The organism is Erysipelothrix sp. HDW6A (assembly GCF_011400295.1).
Taxonomy (GTDB): Bacteria; Bacillota_I; Bacilli_A; order Erysipelotrichales; family Erysipelotrichaceae; genus Erysipelothrix.
In genome coordinates this window covers 672,427-693,198 of the sequence record NZ_CP049859.1, presented here as the reverse complement: position 1 = coordinate 693,198, position 20,772 = coordinate 672,427, and the positions used below count along the sequence as shown (strand labels likewise).

Annotated in this window: 15 protein-coding genes and 2 pseudogenes; 3 read left to right on the top strand and 14 right to left on the bottom strand. The window is 33.1% G+C overall.

All coding sequences use genetic code 11. The features are described 5' to 3' along the window. Positions 1–84 precede the first annotated feature (84 nt). Positions 85–2,082 carry an InlB B-repeat-containing protein gene (locus G7059_RS03520; protein WP_166080715.1) on the top strand — a complete coding sequence of 666 codons (1,998 nt, stop codon included), beginning with the start codon at positions 85–87 and terminating at the stop codon, positions 2,080–2,082. 90 nt (positions 2,083–2,172) lie between these two features. Here G7059_RS03520 and G7059_RS03515 read toward each other — a convergent pair whose 3' ends face one another. From G7059_RS03515 to G7059_RS03465, 11 genes and pseudogenes are all read right to left on the bottom strand, one after another. Then, complete coding sequence (locus G7059_RS03515) at positions 2,173–3,384, bottom strand: M15 family metallopeptidase (protein ID WP_166080714.1); 1,212 nt, start codon at positions 3,382–3,384, stop codon at positions 2,173–2,175. 21 nt (positions 3,385–3,405) lie between these two features. Further along, the gene (locus G7059_RS03510; RefSeq protein WP_166080713.1) at positions 3,406–4,725 is read right to left on the bottom strand and encodes a GHKL domain-containing protein; all 1,320 of its coding nucleotides are present in this window, start codon (positions 4,723–4,725) and stop codon (positions 3,406–3,408) included. Between the two features lie 72 nt (positions 4,726–4,797). Further along, positions 4,798–6,141 (bottom strand): sugar transferase, encoded by a 1,344-nt coding sequence (locus tag G7059_RS03505; protein ID WP_166080712.1) that lies wholly within the window; start codon positions 6,139–6,141, stop codon positions 4,798–4,800. A 191-nt stretch (positions 6,142–6,332) separates the two neighbouring features. Beyond that, positions 6,333–7,067 carry a WecB/TagA/CpsF family glycosyltransferase gene (locus G7059_RS03500; protein WP_205700238.1) on the bottom strand — a complete coding sequence of 245 codons (735 nt, stop codon included), beginning with the start codon at positions 7,065–7,067 and terminating at the stop codon, positions 6,333–6,335. After that, on the bottom strand, positions 7,048–8,166 hold the full coding sequence (locus tag G7059_RS03495; protein ID WP_166080711.1) for a hypothetical protein: 1,119 nt from the start codon (positions 8,164–8,166) through the stop codon (positions 7,048–7,050). Before G7059_RS03495 ends, G7059_RS03500 begins: the two co-directional genes overlap by 20 nt. 2 nt (positions 8,167–8,168) lie before the next feature. Then, positions 8,169–9,263 carry a glycosyltransferase family 4 protein gene (locus G7059_RS03490; RefSeq protein WP_166080710.1) on the bottom strand — a complete coding sequence of 365 codons (1,095 nt, stop codon included), beginning with the start codon at positions 9,261–9,263 and terminating at the stop codon, positions 8,169–8,171. Between the two features lies 1 nt (position 9,264). Beyond that, entirely contained in the window at positions 9,265–10,464 is a 1,200-nt protein-coding gene (locus G7059_RS03485; RefSeq protein WP_166080709.1) for a nucleotide sugar dehydrogenase, read from the bottom strand. After that, complete coding sequence (gene wecB, locus G7059_RS03480) at positions 10,454–11,569, bottom strand: non-hydrolyzing UDP-N-acetylglucosamine 2-epimerase (RefSeq protein WP_166080708.1); 1,116 nt, start codon at positions 11,567–11,569, stop codon at positions 10,454–10,456. The genes G7059_RS03485 and wecB overlap by 11 nt, the downstream gene beginning before the upstream one ends. 12 nt (positions 11,570–11,581) lie before the next feature. Next, complete coding sequence (locus tag G7059_RS03475; protein WP_166080707.1) at positions 11,582–12,994, bottom strand: sugar transferase; 1,413 nt, start codon at positions 12,992–12,994, stop codon at positions 11,582–11,584. 244 nt (positions 12,995–13,238) lie between these two features. Further along, positions 13,239–14,427: pseudogene (locus G7059_RS03470) on the bottom strand (IS256 family transposase). Between the two features lie 186 nt (positions 14,428–14,613). Then, positions 14,614–15,186 (bottom strand): annotated as a pseudogene (locus G7059_RS03465) (heparin lyase I family protein); the annotation flags it as partial. A gap of 717 nt (positions 15,187–15,903) precedes the next feature. Here G7059_RS03465 and G7059_RS03460 point away from each other — a divergent pair. Together G7059_RS03460 and G7059_RS10645 are read left to right on the top strand one after the other, a co-directional pair. Continuing rightward, entirely contained in the window at positions 15,904–16,134 is a 231-nt protein-coding gene (locus G7059_RS03460) for a hypothetical protein (protein ID WP_166080706.1), read from the top strand. Further along, entirely contained in the window at positions 16,119–16,418 is a 300-nt protein-coding gene (locus G7059_RS10645) for an IS3 family transposase (RefSeq protein ID WP_166080705.1), read from the top strand. The genes G7059_RS03460 and G7059_RS10645 overlap by 16 nt, the downstream gene beginning before the upstream one ends. A gap of 739 nt (positions 16,419–17,157) precedes the next feature. Here the strand turns inward: G7059_RS10645 and G7059_RS03450 are convergent. The 3 genes from G7059_RS03450 to G7059_RS03440 form a co-directional block, all read right to left on the bottom strand. Then, positions 17,158–18,621, bottom strand: a complete 1,464-nt coding sequence (locus G7059_RS03450; RefSeq protein ID WP_166080704.1) for an LCP family protein — start codon at positions 18,619–18,621, stop codon at positions 17,158–17,160. A gap of 69 nt (positions 18,622–18,690) precedes the next feature. Then, entirely contained in the window at positions 18,691–19,887 is a 1,197-nt protein-coding gene (locus G7059_RS03445) for a VanZ family protein (RefSeq protein ID WP_166080703.1), read from the bottom strand. Positions 19,888–20,010: 123 nt separating this feature from the next. After that, the gene (locus tag G7059_RS03440; protein ID WP_166080702.1) at positions 20,011–20,772 is read right to left on the bottom strand and encodes an ABC transporter permease; all 762 of its coding nucleotides are present in this window, start codon (positions 20,770–20,772) and stop codon (positions 20,011–20,013) included.

Below are 20,772 nucleotides of genomic sequence, written 5' to 3'. Positions count from 1 at the left end.
TGCTTTATATTGTTGCGTTCGTTAATGAACCACAAGTTATTTTGTCAATAATAATATAATTTAGTGATTCCAGAGGGGGAACTCATGAAAAGAATTAAATATGCGATTTTAGCATTATTTTCAGTCTGCCTAATGTTACCGCAGATTATGAATATTAATGCAGAAACAGTCACAAAGGAGATTAGTGCAACACTTACAAGTGAAGAGTTAAATGACACACGAACTGTCTCACTTAATTATGATGAAACCACGAATCTTCTTATTGATAAACAAGGCAACTCATTGGAAACTGTAGAATCAGGATCAAAACACTTTGCACTTGAATCTGTAGACATTACTAGATACCGACAAAAAGTTGAGATTGAATACTATCTTGGTGATTATAACAACTCAACCTTACTAGGTATTGATAGTGGCTATGCTGACTATGATGATATTGTTTCAGAATATTATCTATCAATTAACAGCATCAACGAAAAGTTTAACGCCAGTGTCCCTAGCACCTATAAACTTGTACCATTAAATTCACCAGCTTATCTCGTGCCTACAATCACAAATCCAGAGGAACCTATTGTCGTAAAGATTTTGGTTGCTGAAGTTCTGAAGTTTTCATTATCAGCAGCTAAATATATGAACCGACAAGATATGCTGAATCCATTACCAGCTGGAAAAACGCAAACAGAAATAGATAGTGCAACTGAATTTTGGAAGGTATATAGCCTAGGAACTTCTTTCTCAGGAATTCGAGGGCAAGTAATCAACCTTAAAAATGCTGGACAGTATTCAGATACGTACAAAGCAGGTTCACGTGATACGGGTACATTACAAGAATTCGGCTACTTTGATAACAATGGAGTATATCAAGAATCAACTACGATAACAATCAGCGATGATTTACCATCTCGTGTTATTGGTGCAGGATTCTATCATGTCGATGACTTCGGTGCTCCTGTTGTAAAACCAGGTATTTCTAGTGGAATGACTTCGGGTGGAAATATTGGTATTATTGGTAAAAGCAGTGATTGGAAAAGCGCATCTGTCTCAGAAAATTACCCTATTGCAACACAAAGTGATATCCTCAATGCTTATCCATTTCATATTGCAGGCGATCCTTTTACAAATCCTGAACACGATTTATACTACCCAGCTGAAAACTGGATGGTTAACCACCCATTATCTATTAATTATAACTATACTCGAACAATTCAATATTATGATGTAAACTTTGAATCCAATGGTGGAACAGCTATTACTCCATTAACTGGAATTGAAGAAGGTAGTCTCATCACTAAGCCTGCAAACCCTACTAAAGAAGGATTTGAATTTGCTGGTTGGTATTCAGATATCGACCTTACATCAGCTTGGAACTTCGATACAGACACATTGAATGCAAACACTACATTATATGCAAAATGGAATCCTATCGCTCCTGTGATCAACTATTATGATGTAACCTTTGAATCAAACGGTGGAACAGCTATTACTCCATTAACTGGCATTGAAGAAGGTAGTCTCATCGCTAAACCCGCAAACCCTACTAAAGAAGGATTCGAATTTGCTGGTTGGTATTCAAATATCGACCTTACATCAGCTTGGAACTTCGATACAGACACATTGAATGCAAACACTACATTATATGCAAAATGGAATCCAATTGCTCCTGTAATAAACTATTACGATGTTACCTTTGAATCCAATGGTGGAACACCTGTTACTCCATTGACTGGTATTAAAGAAGGCAGTTTTATTACTAAACCTACAAACCCTACTAAAGAAGGATTCGAATTTGCTGGTTGGTATTCAGATGTTACTCTCACAAAAGCTTGGAACTTTGATACAGATACATTACAAGGAAGTACAATACTATTTGCTAAGTGGAACCTGAAAGAAACTGTCATTGAAACTCCGGAAGAACCTAAACTTCCAGAAGTTACGGAAACTCCAAAGGAAGATCAAGATACTGTTAAACTACCAAGTACAGGTATTGCACAATCATATTCAAGTATATTTACTATTGCAGTTGGGATGTTATTAATTACTTTTTCAACTACAAATAGAAAAGCAAAGATGAAGAACAACTAATTTCTTCAATCTTATACCATTATAAAAGAAAGGCTTGTTCTGATTATTATTCAGAATAAGCCTTATTTATTGATATATATTATTTAATGATTACTCATCCATATTTATATTTACAAAGTTATCACGATACCATTCGTCATATGTTAATCCAGAATTGTAAACCTTCTTTGCAATATCTTCACCAACATAACGTAGATGCCATGCTTCAGGCATATACCCTGTAATATCTTCTTTACCTTCTGGATAGCGAACAATGAATCCAAAACGGTGAGCATTCTTATTAACCCACTCTGATTGTTTCGTTTCTTTAAACTTCATCATTTCCCCACCAGGAGTAACAACATCAATCACAAGCCCTGTTTGATGTTCTGAGGTGCCTGGACGTGCTGAAAGTCTATCAGCAGCTTCTTGTCCATACTGAGCAATATAACCCGTGTAAAGGCGTTCTTGGAGCTCATAGTTGCAATACGATGATGTCACAAACATCCAAAGTCCTGTTTCTTCATACATTGCATCAATTAGATACGTTGTCGCATTACTTACAGTAGGTGTTGCTCGATATCCATCACTCACTGAATATTTAGCAGGAATGAACGATAACTCTGGAACATAGTCTTTTGGTAATGCACGTTTACGTGTTACTAAAGCACTCTCCAGATGAGGATACTTCAGTTCCATTATACCGTCTTTATTCATGCCTACGTTCTCTGTATTCTCTTTAACACTTACATGTACTGTAAAGTTAGTGTCATTTACTCCATCACTAACATGCCAGGATATCTTTTGATCACCAAGTTGTGAAGTATCTACCTTATCAACAAGCTTAACCGTTTCTAACTTTTGCGTTACGTCATTTTTCTTTTCAGTAGCACTAACTTCGAATCGTTCATCGATTAGCTCATACTGGTAAACTTCAATCTTGGAATCATTATCTATTTCCTGACCTTCATACTTTACACTAATCTCAGCAGGATAGGAGTCTTTAGCTATTACAGGTACACGATACTCCTCACCGTTTGTAGTAAGAATCACTTCTAATGAATCGATAATCTGTAGATGATACTGTGGTGCCCTGCTAAGATATGAGTATTCTTTTAAAGAGTAAACAGTGTTTTCTAAAGAAATAGTAATGGTACCACCATCTACTCCAGCTGCTTTGTTGAGCTCATCAAAAGGTATGATGTCATAACGTTCACAATGTATTGTCTCTATCTTATGTTGTGCTTTATTTATGATAAGTGAAAGTATCGCTCCTATCGCTACAACAAGAAATGTCAATAGTACTAAGTGATAACGTTTCATACAAAATAACCTCCTGTAATACTAATTTAATGGAATGGATATCTTAACGGTAAATACATCATGTGTTTCATTATCACTATAGGTAATAACTCCGTTTAGTTTTTCTACAATATCACTCATGATATAAATCCCATGTCCATGATCGTGTGCATCTTTTTTACGGGTAATGATTGCACCTTTGTTTTTCTTAATTAATCCATCAAATGAATTTGATATTGAGAGATGGAACCAGTGATTGGTTTCTTTACCTAGAATCTTAATCCATCCATCTTCTACATTTAATGTATGGTTTAATGAGTTCTCAACAGCATTACCAAAAAGTCTTACAATATCTAAGTCAGATATCTCAAATCCTTCTGGGAAAAATACTTGAGCTTCAAATCGTATATTATTCTTTTCTGCTCTATTTGATATATCCTGAAGCATAGCATCCAGTAAAAAGTTATTACTATACTGCATCCCTGCATCAATTGGGACATCCACCACTTCTAAGGTGTCACGAATAAATTGCGCCATACCTTCGTTGTCTTCATTCTCTGAATAGTACTTAAGTGTATGAAGAACCTTACGATAATCGTGTCTAAACCGACGAATCGACATCAGTTGATCTTCAAGACGTTTGTAGAGTTCTAACTTCGATTCAAGACTCTCTATAATTCGTCGTTCAATCATTTCCTTTTCTGAATAAACTGTAATCTTATTCAAGTAGTAATAGAAATAAACAAGTGATAAGGCAATAAGACTCGCAGTCGTAAAATACGTTAATGAATACCAAGTTGCTTCAAGATCACGATAACGACCCGTATTTATAACCATCATAAGTATCCACGATACAAAGAGCCATCCTAGGTATGTACGAAGTTGGAATGGATGAGAGATAAACAATCTAAAATCATCATCTTTAACCAAATGTTTGCGTAATAATAGGAGTGTCGCTGTAGTAATGACTAAAGCTAAACATTGAACAATATAGTAACTATCCTTATGAACCATAACTGCAACAAGTGGTTGCGATGATGCGAGAGCAATAAGTGGGAAGATAATCCCCCTCACTGAATAAGTACTAACAATGTAGACCATGGATATTGTGAGGGCAGTCAATGAGCTCATCTTATAACGCGCAATGACATTGATAAAGAGTAAAATAATGAGGAGTACAGAGCGGATAAAAGAACTGACTCCCCAAAAGATAAAGGTCACTGATATTGCATTAACTGTAAGTGAGAGAATATCAAAAATTACTCGCTCATAACGTCTTTCAAAAAAATTATGAAACGAGTAGTTCATGATTTCAATAAAGGCTATCATAAATAGCACATATACATAGAAAAAAACAGACATTACTATCCCCTCTTGTTTCTAGCTCAATTATACTAAATTGGGAATAAAAATAACACTACAATTATTGCAGTGTTATTTTTGAGGCTTGTCAAATCCCTCGGTACTATCGGATTTAAAGATTACGGTAACAGTACGAAGTATTAATTTAATATCTGACCAGATGCTGTAGTTCTCAATATAGAGTAAATCCATCAGCAGTTTATCGTAAGGGCTTGTGTTATATTTCCCTTCGATTTGAGCAATACCTGTTAATCCAGCCTTTACACGCAAGCGGTAGCGGAATTCAGGAAGTTCCTGTTCGTATAGCTCTACGTTGCTTAACATCTCAGGACGAGGCCCTACAAGGCTCATATCGCCTTTTAAGATGTTGAGAAGTTGAGGAAGTTCATCCATACGAATCTTACGAAGAACTTTACCTACTTTAGTGATGCGATCATCATCTTCAGTTGAGGAATAGTTCTCAACGTTTTCTTTCATTGTTCTAAATTTATAAACTTTAAAAATTTTACCATTGATTGTATATCGATCTTGAGTAAAGAGAATGGATCCACCATCACCGAGTTTAATTGCGATTGCCGATACAATCCAGATTGGTGACGATAAGATAACTCCTACGATTGCTCCAAGTAAATCAATAGCACGTTTAACAACACGTTGTTCAAGGGATAAACCTTTTGCATCAATGCTTATCATTGGCTTGTCATCAAATGTGACATGCTCACCACTAAGCTCAAGTACATCTGAGATTGAAGGTGAATAGGAGAAGCTGATACTACGCTTGTAGCACTCATCAACCCACTGTTTTCTCTCTGCTGAACGAACATTAACAAATACAACGTATTCAATTGCATCTAAGCATTTTGGATCAAGAATCTTATCTTGGTGAACCTTGCCAACAACATTGTACTGTAACTTAAATCTATCAATGAATCTTTCGATTACTCCAGCATCATGATCATCAGGATCACTACATACCAAGAGTGTCTTCATTGGTTTATTCATATTGAAGTAAATTCTATTTCCGATTGACGTTGTGATGTAGATAATTAAGATTTGAACAACAATCACAATTAATAATGTATCAAGTTGTTCTAACTTAAAAACTGGATTATTAAATGGATTCGTATTCATGATCATTAACTGCAGATAAGTAAGTAGATCTGTCAGAATGATTCCAACTGCCATAGAATAAATAATTGGTTTGGTTTTCTTCTTACCAATTTCAAAGTTTCCGTAAACAAACATCATTAGTATTCCAACAGTAACAAAAGTCATTGAGGTAATTACGAGTGTTCTTGATAAATTTACTAAAGCAATATTTTCTCTTTTGAAGCACAAGAAAAATACTAGGTAAAGTGCAACATAAACTATGGTCTTATATAAAACGATAAATAAGTCTCTAGAATTTTTTCTCATAGTATTCCTTTCAAAACAAAAAGCTAGTTGAATTATAACATATGTACATACTCTTGAAAATTAAAAACACATCATTCCAAGTAGCTTTACCAATTATATCACATTAGAAGAAAAGCACACTATGCATATCGGCATAATGTGCTTCATGTGAAAAGAAACATAATTATAAGTCCTTAATTACATGTTCACTACTATTTTCTTTTAAACTTATATTGATATGTAAGGAGAACAAACTTTAAGTTACCGATAATATATCTATTAAACAATCTTCCTGGTTCTTGAATAAATCTATAGAACCATTCAAGACCGGACTTTTGCATCCACTCAGGTGCTCTTTTTGTTACTCCTGCAACAACATCGAAACTTCCACCAACTCCCATACAAAATGGAATATCCATTTCCTGAAGGTACTTATTTACCCAAAATTCTTTCTTAGGTGAAGAGAAAGCTACAAATAGCATATCTGCCTTACTTTCCTTAATCATATCTACAATTTCTTGTTCTTTTGACTGATCAAAATATCCATTTTTTATTCCTGCAATGACAACATTAGGATATTTTTCTTCAATGATTTGTTTAACTTTTTCAACAACTTCTTGCTTTGCACCAAAAAGAAATATTCTGTATTTTTTTACATTTGACAGCTTTAACAGCTCTTCAAATAAATCGATTCCTGTGACCCTTTCTTTTAAACTAACTCCAAGTTTTTTTGCTGCCCATAGAATTGAAGCTCCATCTGCATTAATAATAGGACAACTGTTGATGATATTCGTAAGTTCCTCGTCTTTATTCATTAAATTAATTTTCGATGCGTTAATTACAACATGTTGGGTTGGAACCCTCCTTTGAATAATCTCATCTACTTCTCTCACAGTTTCATCCATAGTTAGATCACTAACATATGTATTAAATATTCTTTCTTTCATTGTATATCCTCTCGAACTCTACCCCTATTAACAACAAGGAGAAATTATAGATTGCTGAGAAAAAATAACTTTCAGCAAAATAGTATATCCCAAATATCAGGATAAAGTATAGTAACTTCCTATTTTTCGTAAATGCAACCACATAACTTACTATAGACATCATAATACCAAAAACAACATATCCATACGAAACTAAGGTAAGAACAAAACTATTATCTACAGTAACAATATATCCTTGTTGACTTCTTAACCCATCAATATTCGTTCCGAATGCAGTTAATTTTGTTAAATTTATACCATCGGCACTATATCGAATTCTATCCGATAACGCTCTGTTTAATTTACTTAATATTGTAATATCAATTCTCATATATAACATCGGAAGTAAAAAAGAAAATATAACAACCGTAAAAAAAGAAAACTTCATTATACTCGACGAATACTTCTTATCTACAAAGAAATATGCAAAATGAGAAAATAAATAACAAATTAATCCAGTTCTGGAGAAAGTAATAAAAAACAGTACTAAAAAAAGAAAGACAAATATGAAATGAACATATCTTTTTATTATTCCAAAGTTTAGATACAAATAGGATGCAAAAGGTATGAATGAATTAAGAAACAATTTATTTGCATGATTGTATCCTAGGGACTCTTTAAGAACCGATATTTCTCTACCAAATATAGTTCTATTTTCATAATTTTCAAAACTAACTCCATTAAATGAAGTGTAATTCGTAACAGTAATAAGGATTGAAAACAAACTAGTATACATGACGATCTTGATGGTAGTGTCAATATTGTCTTTTTCTATCACCATCATTAACAGAAAGGTAACTAGGATAAACTGTCTTCCACTGTATATAACACTTGTAAGAAACAATACTAATAGGATTGATTTGATAATTCTAGTCTTATTAGTGTCTTCTAATACGAGTTTGTGAATAAACAGAACTAGAAGTATTGCGACCCCAAAATAGCCACATATTTTTTGAATCTTTACAAACCACGGAATGGAGACAAATTGATTTATCGACAATAAGAAAACCGAAACCGATAGTAAATTATCATTTATTTCTTCATTAATAATTTTTCTCATACTCACCTCTTTATTATATCAACTAATACTTTTTCAACATTGATATCTAAATACTTTTCTGCTGTTTCAATTGCTAAAGTACACATGTTATCATATTCTTCATCTGTAATTTCAGCTGATATAACTATTGACTTAGCAAGATCGCTTGCATTCCCAGAAGCAAATCCGATGCCATTCACTTCATTGACAAAATATGAAGAAATCCCTGCAACTCCACTAGTAATTAAGGGTGTTCCACATGCCATGCTTTCTAGGCCTACTAACCCTAAACTTTCTTGCAATTCTGAAGGAAAGATTACAAACTTTGAATTTTTCATTTCTTTTGCAAGATCTTTTTGTGGTAGGGAGTTAATCCATTCGACTTCATCTGTCAGACCGTTTTCATTAAGCAAATCATTTAAACTATTAGACTTTGATCCACTTCCAATTATCTTGAAATGAAGGGCTTGAAAAATGTTAGGGAAATCTGTTTTTAATATTGAAATAGCACGAATATATGTATCCCAACCTTTTCCTTCATCTACTCTTGAAATATATGAATAAGTGTTTTTTGTTATTGAGGATGAATGTTTAATGAACTCATTTTTACTTAGGTTTTTATGATTAAAAATCAATGAGTTCACTCCTCCTGAAGGATAACAATATATATTGGACGATGAGAGGCCTTTATAATTAGTCAATAGGTAATTTTTAAAATACGAAGAAGGAACAACAATTTTAATAGAGTTTTGTAATAATTGTTCGGTGTGCTTCCTCATCTTATACTCAATTCCCTGTTTTGCCACAACATCGGATCCATGAACATTTGTAATAATTTTTCTTTTTCTAATTAGTGATAACTTGTTAATTAGAAACGCTACATGTGATGGGTAATGAATATATATCAAACTTGAGTTATCAAACAGATAAAAAAATATTATTCTAATGTAAAAGACTAGATATTCTAGCCCTTTTCCTAATTTTGACACCTTTTTATTCATTACTATTTTTGATATTTTACTATATTTTTCAATTGACTCTGTTGTGCTCCTAACAAAGACTCCATATGTAGGAAACTCTTTATTAGGGTACATGTTCGAAATAACTAATGTTTTCATATTACAACTTGTATGTATTAGGTAAAGTTATTGAGTTTTTTGTATCAAAAACAACTTTCCCTTCTAACGACTGATTTTTTAGTTGATCATGATTAACCATAATAACAACTAACTCAACAGATTTAATGAAATTAGAAAAATCCAATTCTTGATTTGCTATTTTCTTCTCTATAATTAATGGATCATATATAATAAATTCTTTTGATTGTGGTATATTTTCTAAGAGTTGTAGTGTTGGACTTTCTCGCATATCGTCAACATTTTCTTTATATGTGAGACCATATATACCTACTTTACTAAACTCAGTTATATTATTTTCTTTCATTATTTCAACAATTCTATCGAACACATAGTTTGGCATACTATCATTAGTGCGTCGCGCTTGATGAATTAGTTTAGTACTTTCTGGATAATCTCCCACTAAAAACCATGGATCTACTGATATACAGTGCCCACCTACGCCCGGTCCAGGTTGAAGAATATTAACCCTTGGGTGTTTATTGGCAATTCTTATCACTTCATATACATCAAGGCCAGCTTCTCTACAAACTTGAGCTAACTCATTTGCAAAAGCGATATTAATGTCTCGGTATGTATTTTCAACTACCTTACTCATTTCGGCAGTTCTTATATCTGTTAATACAATTTCTCCTTTACAGAATGTTTCGTATACTCTTTTAACTTTTTCGGCAACTTCTTGACTGTCTGCACCTATGGTTCTAGAATTGTTGATTAATTCACTAATCATCGCACCAGGAAGAATGCGTTCAGGAGCATGTACAAGTTCAGGAGATTTATTGCTTTCTAATACTATCGGTCTAATGTACTTATCTATTGTTCCTGGAGATACTGTTGATTCAATTACCAGTATTGCTCCTGCGTTCATTACTTCTAAAACTTGTCTGACTGCTGATTGTACATATTTTGGATCTATTAGTTTACTCTCTTTCATATATGGAGTAGGCACCGTAATAATATACATATCCGCCTTCACCGGATGTGTTTCTGCAGTAAAACCAGATTTGGAAGCTTCTAAGAAGAGATCACCCAGTCCTCCTTCTTCAAAAGTAACAATATTATTATTTAACTTATTTACTATTTCTTGATTTGTATCCGTGCCTACTACAGTATTACCATTCGCCGCTAATATCAAACTTGTTGGTAAACCAATATATCCTAAGCCTATAACATTAATTTTCATAGTTTTTTTCTCCTTCAAAATAATCTAATATTGCATTTACTATTTGTTTACTTGCAGTACCATCACCATATGGATTAGCCGTGCTACTCATCCTATTATACTCTATCTTATCAGTTAGTAATTGTTTAAAAGAATTGTATATATTCTCAAATTCTGTTCCAACTAATTTTAATGTTCCTGCTTGCACACCTTCAGGGCGTTCAGTAGTGTCTCTCATAACAAGTACAGGCTTACCAAGACTAGGTGCCTCTTCTTGTATTCCTCCACTATCTGTTAATATAATGTATGATTTATTTAATAAGTTATGAAAATCAGAAACATCTAAAGGTTCTATTATTCTTACGTTTGGATTATCTCCTAATATTCTTTTTGCAATATCTCGTACCTTGGGATTCATATGTATAGGGTATACTACTTTAACATCTAAAAATTCCTCAGTTATTGACTTTATTGCCTTAAACATGTTTTCCATTGGTGTACCAATGTTTTCTCTTCTATGAGCGGTTAGAACAATTAATTTTGAGTCTTGTACCCACTCAGTAATATCACTTGAATAATCTGAATCAACAGTATATTTAAGTGCGTCAATCGAGGTATTCCCTGTTACATAGATGTTTTTTCTGCCTTCTTTTAATAGTTGGCTCTTTGCTACTTCGGTAGGAGCAAAATTTAAAGTGGATATTAGAGTAATCGCTTGTCTATTAAACTCTTCAGGATACGGAGAATATATATCATACGTTCTTAAACCAGCTTCAACGTGAGCAACAGGAATTCTCTCATAGAAGCAAGATAATGCTGTTACAAACGCAGTGGAAGTATCACCGTGAACTAATACTAAGTCAGGTTTTTCTTTTATTAGTACTTGTTTAATCTTATCAAGAATTGATATTGTTACATCAAACAATGTTTGGTTTTCTTTCATAATTGATAAATCGTAGTCTGGTTTCACCCCAAAAATATTTAAAACAGAATCTAACATTTCTCTATGTTGTCCAGTAACACAAACAACAGATTTAATTTTCTCTTCTTTTTCTAATTCTTTTACCAAAGGGCACATTTTTATTGCTTCAGGCCTTGTTCCAAAAACACTTAGCACTTTAATCATTCATATTCTCCTCTATTTCGAACCTATTTTTGCAAAAACGACTACAAAGGTTTTCGCTAAAATCTTAAAATCTAATAACAGTGTATAGTTATCTATATAATCTGCATCAAGTCGGACTACTTCTTCAAAGTCAGTAATATTGCTTCGTCCACTTACCTGCCACATACCAGTGATTCCTGGTTTCATGCTTAATCTCTTTTTATGATGTGATTTGTATTCTCTAAATTCATCAATCGTTGGTGGTCTTGTACCAACTAAACTCATATCCCCTTTTAACACATTAAAGAATTGTGGTAACTCATCAATACTCGTTGCTCTAATGAATTTCCCAACCTTTGTAACCCTTGGGTCATTTGTCATTTTAAACATATGACCATCAACTTCGTTTTGGTTCATAAGATCTTTTTTGCGTGCTTCTGCATCTACACCCATAGATCTAAATTTGTAAATTTCAAAAAACCTTCCATTTTTACCAACACGTTTTTGTTTAAACAAAATTGGTCCAGGAGATTCCATTTTTATTATTGGACCAAGGATAATTGCAACAAGAATTGTTATTACAGACCCTACGATCCCTCCAACAACGTCAATGATTCTTTTTATTATCATTGACTCTTCAGAGTGAAAAACTTCAGCATGAGTCATTACAGGATAATCACCAATATAATTCAAGCTGCTTCTTGAATTGTTAAACTGTGATATTGTGTCTAACCCTAAGTGGATGAGAATACCCATACTTTCTAAGTCCAGCAACATCTCTTCCATAGGTTTTAACTGTCCATAACTTAAAATCACTAGTACACCATCAACTGCCTGATAGCGAACATAATCGGGTAATGTTTCAAGATTAGCGACTACTGAGATCTCTCCTATTTCAGACCCAATTAAATTTGCATCAATAATTGCATATCCAACTATGTCAACTACTGATCCAGATTGTATTCTCTCAATTTCCGCACCTCGTTTTGCTTGTTCTTGTGTTGTAATAACTAATACTTTAGTCTTAGCATCATTTTTCTTCGTTCTATATAAGTGAATCAATATTTTTCTTAGAAGGACACCGAAAATCAAGTATAGCGCTAGTGAAAGAAAATATACTCCTCGTGATACATATATTGATTTTCCTAAAATAAAGGTCATCCCTGCCATCGCAATAGCGAATAGCACCACATTTTTTGTTACATTGAAAAACTCCTCTGTTTTTGTTCTTGATAAAAACAATTTGTTTTTACTTAATGTAAAGAACTCTGTGATAACAAACGAAATCAAATAAATACTAAATGATGAATAAAATGTTAATTCAAAAAAAAGATTATCATTTTTGAATAACACCAAATAAGTATAAGACGCTAACAAATAACTTATTAATAATGCAACTAAGTCTGCTAAAAAAACAGAAAGCTCCATTGTTTTGATTCTGTTCATCTTTTTTCCTCCATATTCCATAAAAGTATATCATATTTGTTAAGTACATAAGATACAATATAATAATAAAAACCGTTATTATCTTTTTTGTACTTAAAATATCTAAACTCTCACAATAAATTATATAGTTAAACTCTATTTTCACATATATTTGTTGCGCTTTTTAATATTTTTCCATTTGATAATAAGGTTGTCAAGTCAAGTCCTAAATCTTGTGTAAAAGTTATTATGTCAGTAAGTGGATCTAACCAATCCACTTTTTAGTTTCATCATTAAATTTAATATACTGCCTTGAACTCGTATTCCAATCCTCATGAATATCAATGAGGACTGAACCTATAAGTCGTAATGATGATTGCTCGTTTGGAAAGATGCAGATGACTTTCTCTCTTCTTCTAATTTCAGAATTGAGTCGTTCAAGCATATTCGTGCTTTTAAGTCTGGAGTAGTTAGTTTCTTGAATGTTGCAATATTGAAAAGCATCTTCAAACCCTTCATCAAGACAATCCGTCATCTTCTGATATTTCTCACTGTAACGTCTGACAATATCATTTTTCATATTTCGTGCGATATCGATATTATTCGTTTTGAAGAGTATCTTTAATTCATCTGCGAATCATTTCGGTATTCTTTCGTGGCAACTTGTCAAATACATTGCGCATGAAGTGAACTTGGCATCGTTGCCATGCTACAACTCCAAAAACGTCTCGAATCGCCGCCACTTCGCCTTTGTGTGCATCTGAGATGACGAGTTTCAATCCTGACAATCCTCGTTCTAAAAGACGTGTATAGAGCTATTGCCATGTGCTAAATGACTCGCTATCGGATATAGAGAAATCTAAGAGTTCTCGTTCTCCTTGAGCATTGATACCTAATATAATATGAAATGCTTTTGAGACAGCACGATGTTCTTCTCGAACCTTAATATGTAATACATCACTCAAAATAAAGGGATATTTTTTAACGATGGATCTATTCAGAAACCTCTCAACAAGTGCATCCAGTTCAACTGCTAACGAGCTTACAAATGACTTAGAAACACTGACACCGCAAAGTTCTTCTATAACCTTCGTTACTTTACGTGTAGAAACACCTTGAACATACATCTCTAGCATCGTAGATAGCAGTGCTTTCTCACTCCTTTGGTAGCGTTCAAATACAGAGGGAGAGAATTTCCCATCACGTGTACGAGGTACAATTAAATCAAGTGTACCAATGCGTGTTGTGTAATTGCGATCATAGTGACCGTTTCGATGGGAAATACGTCCCTCATCACGAGAATAGGTATCGACATTAATATACTCATCACGTTTACGTTCCATCAACTGGTTAAATATCGTAGTCAACATTTGTTTTGTGAGATCATTTGCACCCCTCTTTGAAATGATGTCTTGAATCTGTTCTGAATCTAAAGTAAAATTGATTTGTGTCATAGAGAACTCCTTATGTTTGTGTCGTTACTAACATAATAGCAGAGCCTCTATGGCTTTTTTTACTTTTACACAATTATATGGACTTTATCGGTTGTTAAACTTTCAAATATTATAAAAGTCCATAATAGGCGCCTCATTTACATAAAAGAACAAGCAAAATTCTTAACAAACATTCATGCGAATTTGTTAGTTCTCAACCTTATAAATTTCAAAATTATCATAATAAATTACGCCATTTTCTTCAATGCTTCTATCCCTATATAGCCCTATTTTTACATAATTTACAGAGTCATTATAAATTGTTTGATAATGTTTTTTCCCTGTTGTGATTGATTCACCATCAAGGTAAACTTCAACAAAACCTTCAAAATCATATAAGACATTTACAGTCAAAGTATACCATCTGTCTTTATCAATTTTTATTGGTTTTATTTCATCCACAGAACTGGAAGGAAATCTTATTTCCAAATTGTTATCGACATAATCAATCATAAATGGTGGTGCTTTTGGATTTTCTGAATATTTTTCCCATGTCTCACCATTTGTGAAGTCAGGTTTATCATGGAGTTGAAAAATAGACTGCCATTTTTTTGAATCCTTATATTGTTTATCAATCATAAAATCAATCTTATAGACCATTTCATCGCCGACTTTCTCATTAACTTCTTTCTTAAATTCAGCACGATGTCCATTGTTTACAAAATCACCTTTATGAAGAGTTACCTTCAACATTGTATTGTCTTTGTCCTTAAAGTCTTTTAATAATGTGAAAGAGTGATTTGTAGCAGCTTATAAATTTATGTTTTTGAGTGTGTTGTTTTCAAAGTTTTCTTCAAACACTTTAAATTTTTTATGTGTTATCCTATCATAATTTTCAGCACTACTGCCACTGCTACAACTTGATAAAGATAAACAAATAATTATCATAATGAATATTTTCATATTACAACCTTCTTTCTTCAAAAAGACAGTATACCATAAATAACACTAACAAATTTCTCTATATTGTCAACTATATTTAAAATAGATTATTATTCAGGTTTTTTAGCTCTTCATATTACCAATTTATTGTACTATTCACATGTTTGATATGCTTTTTTTAGTTATAATTGGCAATAAGAAGTTGATTGTAGCCATAATATTGATTAAAGGGCTAAATACTTAAATTATATGATATTGCTACTTATCAAGCTATCAGTTCCATGTAATTATTTCCGACAATTTCTGTTTAAATTAATACCAAAAGAGCACAAATATCCAGACTTGAAATATGTCATCACAACATAAAAAAGAATATCAGTTTTTAATCATATGAACTGACCTAGTTCATCGGTACCAAATTAAAAAAATACTTCTATCGATTCATTGTAAAATGAAAAGATTGAGGTATTTTTATATGAAGAAAATATTTCTACAAAAGACGTTAAACTTAAAGCGATTGAAACGAAGCTTGCAGGAGTTTCAGTTAAAAAAATTATGAAAGAATTAGATATCAAAAGTGAATCTCAAGTCTATGCTTGGTATTACTGGCATCGAGACGGAGAGTTCTATCGGTTTGATCAACCTATAGGGAGAAAGTATACATATGGTCATGGTCCTTATGAAGTCCAAAGTACAAGTGATAAAGATAGGATAAAACAATTGGAGATGCAAAATGAAATCTTAAAAAAGTATCGAGAGTTGGAAAGGAAGTGGTTCCGGAAGTAGTTATCCAATTAATTAATTTCGATAAAGGGAAGTTAACTCAAAAGAAAGTGTTAGAGGTCCTTAACATATCCAAAACTACGTACAATAGATGGGTTAAAAAAATACCCAGAGACAAAGAGGACTCCGAACTCGTTAAGCTCGTTAAAAGCCTTTGTAAGAAAAATAAGTTTAGGTACGGTTATCAAGAAATTACATATCTTATAAATAAGGAAATAAGTGTAAATAAAAACACAGTCCAAAGAATCATGCAAAAACATAACTTGAATTGTAAAAGTTCGACCTAAACGAAGAAAATCAACGGGACAACCCTTTAGAACTGTAGAGAACATCAATAATGTAGATTTCAATGCGACTCGTCCATTAGAGAAATTATCAACTGCATAACCAATTTGCCTTTTGGAAAGTCAATGCTTTATCTGTTTAGTATTATGGATATATATATTCGAGAGATTATTGCGTATACAATTAGTGATAAACAAGATTTAGAATGCGTATTAGACACATTAAATAAACTTCCGAATATCAGTGAGAGTTGTATCCTTCACAGAGATTGAATAAGAAGTCAATAAGGGAGAAAGATCATTTTATTTAAGCAATTTGTGCACACCAAAATATTGAATAAGTACTAAATTTACTTTTGTGGTAAAATTACCTTATACAAATAATTCCTCTTTAGAACATACGGCAAATATGATTCTTGTGAGTTTTGTACAACCAGCGATGATTGCAGCCTTTGAAGCAAGACCATCGCTTTTATTTGGTACCAAAACTATAGGTCAGTACCATGAAAATTCTTTTTTCTATTATTAAGAAATTATAAATTTTTAATTTCACTTATCTAACATAAGCACACAAAAAACTCTACCATCATGTAGTTTGATGATAGAGTTTTGAGACTCATATTATGTGTTGGACTTTACCAATATTAAATTTTCAAGAGTGCTAAATAATAAGTTACGTTTAAACTGACATATCGTTTCCATGACTATAAAACGAAAAATTAATTACTATATATAGGTGACATTAATCCAATGTAATTGATTTTCCACTTTCCATAACGTTAATGAGTCTGGATCCTTTATCTACACTCTCTTTGTTTGGATTCATTACATAAACATTGTGTCCTGGCATTGAGTAAGTAGATCCACTACTTGCTCCAGTACCGTAGACTTGATATTGAAGTATTTCCCATGAATCATTTGAATCTAATTGATTACGAATTAACTTAGTAAAATCTTCTTGCGGGATACTCATTTGCATACTATTTCCAACTGATTTCAGAATTGACGAATAATTTGTTAATATTGCAGGAGACATTGCTTTATTCAATATTCCTTTTATTAATTCTTGTTGGTTTGTAACACGATCATTGTCCCCTCCAGGGAGGCTATATCTTTCTCTTACAAAACCAAGCGCTTGAGATCCATTTATATGGTTCATACCTTTGGTAAAGTTATAATTACCGTGTAAAGATGTAAATGTATATTTAGAATATACATCTACCCCGCCCAAGGCGTTCACAATATCTTGAACTGATGTAAAGTTAACTTTAAGGTAGTAATCAATATTGATTCCAAATAAGTTTTCTAGTGTCTTCACAGACTCTCCAACACCATAAATACCTGCATGTGTGAGCTTATCCATTGCACCTTTGGTTCCTAGCTTCACGTGATAGTCACGTGGAATACTTGTCAGTAAAATCTGGTGCGTCTTTGGGTTAACAGTCATAATCATATTCACATCTGAGCGTGATACTGTAGAAACTGGACCATATGTATCAATTCCTGTGATGAAAACGGAAAATGTATCTTCTAATACGTTTACTTCAGGTTTGTCAATCGCAACTTCTTCATCATATGAAACATAATCAATAACTTTTGTTTGTTCATCAAATCCTGGATTAAATTCATTCATTAATCCACGATGCGCTTCACTTAGTAGGATTACCTCAATTTTTCCTTCTAATAAATCTGTTCCAAGGGTTCCATAGCTAGAATAATCAACAACCGTAGGGGTAGCATTTTTCTTTTCTTGGATTAATTCTTTAGCACTAGTTATTCCTTCTGAGTCCATAGTTGTATTAGCCCCAAAGCTTAAATCCTTAATATCATTAAACTTCTCATAGGGACTATCTGCTTTTACGACCATCGAAATAACGTGAGTATCTTTATTCGCACCAGTAAGCTTACTTAAAAGATCGCCACCTTGCATAACGTATCGTGTTGTAAATAGAAGAGCAAGAGACACTAAGAGCGATACCACTTTTGATGCTCCTCTAACTTTTCCTTTTGTTTTAAATAGTAATACTGCAAATATTCCTAGGACTACAGCTAGCCCTATTACAACTATCATCAAATACTTCGATGGTAGTAAATTTAAACTATTAATAAAGTATAACGGTACTATTACTGCTACTACTAATATTCCAAATATGAATTTGGAAGAGAATAAGAAATTCTCTTTTATATTTTTGTTTTTATTTTTCATAATACACCTCATTGACTATCTTACATCAATCACAAAGCAATTAAAAGAATTACTATAAATTCACGCAATTTATTCATCACTTTCCCACATATCACCTGCGAGTTCATCAGCAATGTTTATAATTCCACTTATTCTTTCATAAACAAAAGGTGTTTTAGTGACCTTTGAAACTACAATATCAAAGAAGGTATAAGCACCTAGTAACAGTACAATAAAGATAGCTGCGAATTGTCCATCCAATGAATTATTGAGAATTAGTGGTTTATTCACCACTAAGTATGCTGATAAGTAAAGTGCCGAAAGGACGAATCCAATGTAACCATACCTAAGAAGAAGCTTCCAAAAGCTGACACGCGATCCATCCTCTTCCACCAAACGGATACCAACGAGTTTCTTTCCAAGTGTATAGCCGTTTAAGATTGTTGGGACAAAGATTAATATAATGCTTCCGATACCTATCATAATGAGAATTAATAATGGCTTATCTAACAATATATGTGCTAGTTTTCTAGGTGACATCAAAGTCTTGAGTATATTTGCTTTGGGGAATAAATTTATAACTACAAGCAAACTAATTCCTGTAATCGAAATCAAATCAACAAGAAAGGCTGTCCCTCTTCGAACCATTCCAATTTCTCGAGAATGGCGGTAGGAATCTTCATCCATACTATCTCTACTTGGAAACATGAACACAACTGCCGGTGTCAAGACATATCCGGCGATTCCTCCAAGAGTATTCAAGAATAGGTCATCTACATCGAAAATTCTATAAGGACGCGGATAGAGCCCGTAAAGGGCTGATAATTGAGTCAGTTCAAAAAAGAGTGATATGCAAAATGAGAGAATGATTGTGCTAAACCATCCCTTCTTAAAGTAATACCTTAAATAAACACCAAAAGGAACGGTTAATAGGATATTAAAGAACACTTGGTGAAATGCTTTAGTCGAAAAGAAGTGAAGCCATGCATCGAGTCCTCCAACCTTAAGACCTTGGTTTAAGAATATTTTATAGAAGTCTCCAAAGTTTAAATCAATATATGGTGACGTCATCGTCGCTACGATGCTTCGTTTCGGTAAAGGTAAAATAACCAAGAAATATGCAGCAAGCATATAAAATACAAAGGAGTAGATTGTCACAAATCTCCACCAGTGAGATGCTCCATATTTTTGGTATTGGTACACCAAAAAAGGAATCGCAAAAACTAATGCAATAATTGGGAAAATTAGAATTGCTATTTTGATAGAGTACGAAAAATCCCACAACATAAATGTCACCTCACTAGATTTTTCAAATTATACACTATTGACACTTCTCTCACAAGCAACAGCATATTAAAAGCTACACTGAAGTGTAGCTAAAATTACATTTTTCACTTCAATAGATGATTACTAAGAACCAGTTGATCGATAGTGTTTAATCCCTACTTTCCATATGCCATAACTCGGTAGAATAAACACCAATGCAAACATTGGATAATAGGCATAAATACTTGATCCTTCTTTACCTAGTAGCACCAACATTGGATAGTATTGAAAACATGCTAAGGGAACCACATAGGTTAAGAAGTTAAGAATTCTCTTGCCATAGAATGAGAACGGTACTTTTCCAAACTCACGTGCTCCGTCTGTAAGGATGTTCATGAACTCAAGTGACTCAGTTGTAAAGAAACACAAGGCACCATAAATTATGAATAAGCAGACAAAAACAATCATACCAGATACTATCATTGAGATTAGTAGCCAATAACTACTGATTTCGACTTGTTGTAGGGAAGTAAATAGAACTATTAGAGCTACAAGGACTCTACCAAGACGTGTAAAGTCCATGGTGCTTGTAAAGATTTGATAAATGATATTCTGTGGTCGCAGCATAAATCTATCAAACTGACCATTACTTAGTAGTACGGGAAAAGTATCAAAGCCTCTTCCAAAACATTCCGCTAGTGAAAACGAAACCATCACTACTGCTGCTCCGACTAATACTTCATGTCGATTAAATCCCATCACAACTTGTTGTGGGTCCATAATTACTAGCACCACAAACACACCAGTAAATGCCATTAAGGCTTGACCTATTGTCATGATGATAAAAGACTTTCGATTTTGAAGTTGAACTTTAATATGCATTGCTAAAAATTTTAGATACAACAT